The 6,115-nt window shown below is 63.2% G+C and carries 5 protein-coding genes and 1 pseudogene; 4 read left to right on the forward strand and 2 right to left on the reverse strand.

The features are described from left to right. The 4 genes and pseudogenes from AB7S84_RS16055 to AB7S84_RS16070 all read left to right on the forward strand — a co-directional run. Positions 1–365 (forward strand): annotated as a pseudogene (locus AB7S84_RS16055) (hydroxylamine reductase); the annotation flags it as partial. Between the two features lie 592 nt (positions 366–957). After that, entirely contained in the window at positions 958–1,866 is a 909-nt protein-coding gene (locus tag AB7S84_RS16060) for a metal ABC transporter ATP-binding protein (RefSeq protein ID WP_428155731.1), read from the forward strand. Next, positions 1,863–3,353 carry an iron chelate uptake ABC transporter family permease subunit gene (locus tag AB7S84_RS16065; RefSeq protein WP_428155733.1) on the forward strand — a complete coding sequence of 497 codons (1,491 nt, stop codon included), beginning with the start codon at positions 1,863–1,865 and terminating at the stop codon, positions 3,351–3,353. Before AB7S84_RS16060 ends, AB7S84_RS16065 begins: the two co-directional genes overlap by 4 nt. Position 3,354: 1 nt before the next feature. After that, positions 3,355–4,656 carry a metal ABC transporter permease gene (locus AB7S84_RS16070; RefSeq protein ID WP_428155735.1) on the forward strand — a complete coding sequence of 434 codons (1,302 nt, stop codon included), beginning with the start codon at positions 3,355–3,357 and terminating at the stop codon, positions 4,654–4,656. A gap of 12 nt (positions 4,657–4,668) precedes the next feature. On the opposite strand, the gene AB7S84_RS16075 is transcribed toward AB7S84_RS16070, so the two are convergent. Beyond that, positions 4,669–5,694: a hypothetical protein gene (locus AB7S84_RS16075; protein ID WP_020876355.1), complete on the reverse strand. Its 1,026-nt coding sequence runs from the start codon at positions 5,692–5,694 to the stop codon at positions 4,669–4,671. Between the two features lie 94 nt (positions 5,695–5,788). Then, a partial coding sequence (locus tag AB7S84_RS16080) for a VOC family protein (protein WP_428155737.1) occupies positions 5,789–6,115 on the reverse strand: 327 nt, incomplete at its 5' end.

Consider the following 6,115-nt stretch of genomic DNA (forward strand, 5'->3'; position numbering starts at 1 on the left):
GGTGCGCCAAGTACCGCTACAACAAACTGGCCCTGGGCGACATCGGCGGCATTCCCCGGGTCCTGGATGCCGGCCAGTGCAACGACTCCTATTCCCTGGCCGTGATCGCCCTGAAATTGAAGGAGGTCTTCGGCCTTTCCGACATCAACGAGCTGCCGATCTCCTATGACATCGCCTGGTACGAGCAAAAGGCGGTGGCGGTGCTCCTGGCCCTCCTGGCACTCGGCGTCAAGGGCATTCGACTGGGGCCGACGCTTCCCGGCTTCCTGTCCCCCAACGTAGCCCAGGTCCTGGTGGATAAGTTCAACATCAAACCCATCGGCACGGTCGATGACGACATCGCGGCCATGATGGCCGGGAACTGAACCCTTCCAGGGCATTCGCCGAAAAGAAGCGCTCGCACTCGCAAAGGATGAATTCGAAAAAATTTCTCGATCCAGGATGAAATGAGACGCCTTCCGGTGCCGGACCATTCGTGAAACCGAAATGCCGGCACCGTTTTTATGTGGTGGTGGGGTTCTGGAGTGATCATCAAAGACAAGGCAACCGTTTTGGAGAGTCGAGGATTTTGCCGCCGCTATCCGGGCTGGATTTCGCGAGTTGCATCACAGCGGTGGGTTCATTCGAAGCCCCGCCCGTCGTTGATCCGCCGGAAGATGCCTGGCAATTGTCCTCATATGAGCCTCCATGAAAGCCGGCACCGGCCTATCAAAGTCGAAAGTCGAGACGGTTAATTATCTCTTGCCGATGCATGCAAAGTGTGTAATTTTCAAATAAGAATTCGACTTTCGATTTTCATGATGATGACCGGATAGAGGTGCCGGGAGGATACGGCCCATCAAAGTCGCAAGTTGAGTCAGAATTGAAAGCGGACCCGAATCCGGCAAACCCTTCGTCCGGTTCATGATGTTATCGCTCCTGACGGACACCCGCCAACGCAACACTGAGGTTGACGACATGCAAACACCCGAGACATCCGCCCGAGATGCCGGTCGCCGTTCGATGGAAGGTGAATCCGATGCGGCCGACACGACACATCATGGTCGTATCGACGCCGATGCCGAACCCGCATCCGACGAAGCCGTTCCCCTTTCCATCAAGGACCTGACCGTCGCCTACCAGCGAAAACCGGTGCTGTGGGACGTTGCGCTGACCCTGCCCGAGGGCCGGCTCATCGCCGTTGTCGGCCCCAACGGCGCCGGTAAGAGCACCCTCGTCAAGGCGGTGCTGGGGCTGGTGCCGCGGGCGTCGGGGCAGATTTCCATATACGGGAAGCCTTACGAAACCCAGCGACATCTCGTGGGCTACGTCCCCCAGCGGGAGAGCGTGGACTGGGATTTTCCCGTCAACGCCCTGGATGTCGTGGCCATGGGGTTCTACCGGAAGATCGGCTGGCTCAGGCCCGTCACCCGGGCCCATCGTCGCGCCGCCCTGAAGGAGCTGGAGAAGGTCGGAATGGCCACCTTTGCCCACCGGCAGATCAGCCAGTTGTCGGGGGGGCAGCAGCAGCGCGTCTTTCTGGCCCGGGCCTTGGCCCAGGATGCCCGAATCTACCTGATGGACGAACCCTTCGCAGGTGTCGACACCGCCACCGAACGGGCCATCATCGCGCTGCTGAAGGACCTCAAGGCCTCGGGCAAAACCTGCGTGGTGGTGCATCACGATCTGCAGACCGTGCCCACCTACTTCGACCACGTGGTGCTGCTCAACATGCGGGTGGTGGCCTACGGGCCCACCGAAGCGGTCTTCACCGAAGAGAATCTGAAAAAGACCTACGGCGGCCGCCTCACCCTCCTTTCCCAGGCGTTCTACGAACTCTCCAAGGATCCCCGGCTGCCCCGGGGCACGAAAGGCACCTCGGAATGACCGGATCGACAGGACACCTGCCTTTGGGCGGCACCGCATGGCGGGCGGGCGTTCTGACGCTGATGCTGACGCTGGTGCCGGCGCTGCCGGAAGCCGCGGTTGCCGGGCCGTCGACCGTCCTTACGGAATGGCCGACCTGGCCCGAGATCTTCCGGGTGATCACCCTCCGCGACTACAACACCCGGGTCGTCGTCATCGGCGCCACGCTCCTGGGGGCGGCGGCCGGGCTCGTGGGCACGTTTCTGCTCCTCAGGAAGCGGGCCCTGCTGAGCGACGCCCTCAGCCACGCCACCCTCCCGGGCATCGCCATCGCCTTTATCCTGATGACGCTCCGGGGGGGAGAGGGGAAAAACTTTCTCGGCCTCATAACGGGAGCGGCGATATTCTCCGTTCTGGGCACCGCCTCGGTCATCCTGATCCAGCGCCACTCCCGCCTCAAGGACGACGCCGCCCTGGGCATCGTCCTGAGCGCCTATTTCGGTCTGGGCATCGCCCTTCTGGGCATCGCCACCCGAATGGAGGCGGGAAACGCAGCGGGGCTCACCGCCTTCATCTACGGCAAGACCGCCTCCATGCTCTTCATGGACGCGGTCCTCATCGCCGCAACGGCCCTGACGGCGGCCGTGTTCTGCATCCTCTTCTTCAAGGAGTTCACCCTGATCTGTTTCGACGGAGAGTATGCCGCGGCCCAGGGGTGGCCGGTGACCCGTCTGGACTTCCTCATGATGTCCCTCGCCGTTGTCGTGACCGTCATCGGCCTTCAGGCCGTCGGGCTGATCCTGGTGGTGGCCCTGCTCATCATCCCGCCGGCCGCCGCCCGTTTCTGGACCCACGACCTCCGGCGCATGCTATGGCTCTCAGGCCTCTTCGGGGCCGCGGCCGGGTTCGCCGGCTCCGGTCTGAGCGCCCTGACGGCCAATCTGCCCGCCGGCGCGATCATCGTGCTCACCGCATCCGCGGTCTTTCTCGTCAGCATGATCCTGGGGTCGGCCCGGGGGCTCCTGAAGACGAGTCTGGAGCGGTATCGGCTCAAGCGCAAGATCGCCCGGGAAAACCTTCTCCGCGCCATGTACGAATGGATCGAAAGCTGCAGCACCGACCGGGACGCGGCAGCCTGCGTCCGCCGGGCCATCCCCTTCGAGGCGATGCTGGCGCGCCGGTCGTGGACGTCCGCCGAAGTCCGGCGCACCTTCAGGCATCTCGCCGCCGACGGACTCGTCCGTCCGACCCCCCCGGACGCCTATGCCCCGACAACGGAAGGATGGGAAGCGGCCCGACGCGTGGTGCGCAACCATCGGCTCTGGGAGGCCTATCTCATCGCCCGGGCGGATATCGCACCGGGACAGGTGGATTGGGGGGCGGACGAGATCGAACACATTCTGGACCCGGAGATGATTGAAAGCCTCGAAAAAATGCTGCCCCAAGGACCCGGCGGCGCCTTTCCCGAGAGTCCCCACCCCATCGGGCCGCACCGGGGAGACGATTGATATGGAATGGACCTTTCTCGATACGTGGATCGTCGTGACCGCGATGCTGAGCGCCATGTCGTGCGCCCTTCCAGGCGCCTATCTTGTCCTTCGCCGCATGAGCATGATGGGAGACGCCATCAGCCACGCGGTGCTGCCCGGCCTGGCCGTCGCCTTCATCCTCACCGGAAGCCGTGAAAGCCTCCCCATGCTGGCGGGTGCCACGGTGGTGGGCCTGCTGACCACCTTCCTGGTTCAGGCCGTGGTGAAACTGAGCGGCCTCGACAAGGGCGCCTCCATGGGCGTCATCTTCACCACCCTCTTCGCCCTGGGCCTCATCCTTATCCGCCGGGCCGCCGACCACGTGGACCTGGACCCCGGCTGCGTGCTTTACGGCGCCATCGAGTTGACGCCCCTGGACGTTGCGACGCTGCTGGGCATGGAGATTCCCCAGGCCGCCGTCACCAACGCCGCCGTGCTCGCCGTCAATCTCGTCTTCGTTCTGCTGTTCTACAAGGAATTGAAGATCACCGCATTCGACCCGGCCCTGGCCACCACCATGGGGATCAACGCGGGCGTCATGCACTACGCCCTCATGACCCTGGTGGCCGTCACCACCATCGCCGCATTCGAGAGCGTCGGGAGCATTCTCGTCATCGCCATGCTGATCATTCCCGGCGCCACGGCCCATCTTCTGACCGACCGCTTGTCCGTCCTTCTGGTGTTGAGTCTGGTCATCGCGGCCCTGTGCGCCGTATCAGGGCATATCGCGGCCATCACGGTGCCCGTCTGGTTCGGGTTCCGGGACACGAGCACCGCCGGCATGATGGCGACGGTCGCCGGCCTGATCTTTCTGGCCGTCTTTTTCCTGGCGCCCCGCTACGGACTGCTGGGCCGCATCCTTCGCCGGGGGATGCTCTCCCTGGGGATCGTCAGGGAGGACGTTATGGGCCTCCTGTACCGGTACCGGGAGGTGGCGCCCCGCGATGCGGCGCCCCTGGGCCTCCGGGAACTGAAGGAGGCCCTGAAGCAGGGGGCCGCCGTTCGCATGGCGGTCTGGGACCTGTTGCGGACCCGGCGGATCCGCCGGGATACATCGGGCTTCACGCTCACCGACAAGGGCCTGGGGGATAGCGCCGGGATCATTCGATCCCACCGGCTCTGGGAATCCTATCTCTGCGAACGGATGGGCTACTGCATGACCTCGGTCCATGCCTCGGCCCACCGGCTCGAGCATGTCACCGACCCGGAAATGCAGGCGGCCCTGCACCGCGCGGCCGGCCGGCCGACACGGGACCCCCACGACCGGAAAATCCCCGATTGATGCCGGCCGGGATCATGCCGGACGATATTTGTCGCGCAACCGCCGGGACATCTCCTTCACCACCCCGAAGGCCCGTTCCACGGTCTTCTCCTTGTCCGGATTGACGAGGCAGCAGGTGGCGGGAGACAGCATACTCCGGGAAATCATGAAGTCCCGGTCGATCCCCTTCTTTCCGAGGATCTCCCAGACCGATTCCAATTGGGCCGTCAAGGACGGCAGGTCCTCCTTCTCGAAGTTTTCGAATCCCGTGGGGACGATGCCCCAGACGATCACCCCGCCCCGATCCAGAAACCGGCGGATCGAGGGTCCGTAAGATGCGAAGATCTCCCGGTTGGTGTAGAGATCCATGGAAAGGACGTCCAGGTCCAGATTCAGGAGGAAGTCCCAGTCGGGATTCCCGCAGAGGTGGATGCCCCGGGGGCGATCGATCATGGCGAAAAAGTCGTCCATGTCGCCCTTGGCCTTGATATCGCCGTAGCCGGACATGGCGGAGAATATGAACTGCAGCCCCGGCTCGTCCACGAACATGAAGGCGTTGGGGTTCAGCTTCAGGAGGCGCGCCAGCTGGACATTGATCCTTTTGGCCATGAACTCGAACATGAACGGTCGGACGGTGTCGTCGAAAAGAATGGGTCGGTCGTTCTCGTCGAGGATGTTGAACCCGAAACTGACAGGGCCCTCCAGCTGCCCGCGGATGGCCGGCCGGTCCGACAGGTCCATGGCCAGAAAGCGGTGGTAGACCGCCGAGTAGGTTTCGCTGATGTCGAAATAGGACGGATCGTCGAAACGGGCCATGACGGCCTCGAGTTCCTCGATGAACTTCTCCTGGGAAAACCGGAGGGTCCGCTTATCCAGGTCGAGCAGGATGCCGGGGAAGTGCTCCGCGGCCTGGACGTACATGTCTTCGTAGTAGCTGTAGTTGGGGAGTTGGGGCCAGAACGGGACGTCGAGGGAGAGCGCCGTTGTCAACGCGCGATCGACATCGGTGTGGGGCATGACGGCCATGGCGGTGGTCAAGAGATTTCCGGGAATGGGCACGGGCGTATTCTCCTTTCAAGGTTGGGGATTGATACGCGGCGATGCGGCGAACATCGGCCAATATTATGAGCATACACCCGTCTTCGGCCGGAGTTCAATGGCCAATGTCGTCATCCGCCGACGGCGGCACCGGAGACCAGATTTCAATCCGATGGCCTTCGGGATCGCGGAAAAAAAAGGCGGACGCTCCCCAGTGGCGGCGAATCTTTCCGGCCGCGACCCCGCGACACTCGAGACGGCCGCGCCAGGCGGCCGCATCGTCCACCTGGAAAGAGAGGGTGATGCCCGCACCTCCGGCGCTTTTCACCGAAGCCCGGCGATCATCCGCGACACTCAGATAAGCATCCCCGGCAAGGTGAAATTCCACGAACCAATCGGTTTCAAGGTGAACGACAAGCCCCAGGACGTCCCGATAGAACGC

The sequence above is a fragment of the Desulfococcus sp. genome, assembly GCF_050178255.1.
GTDB lineage: Bacteria > Desulfobacterota > Desulfobacteria > Desulfobacterales > Desulfococcaceae > Desulfococcus > Desulfococcus multivorans.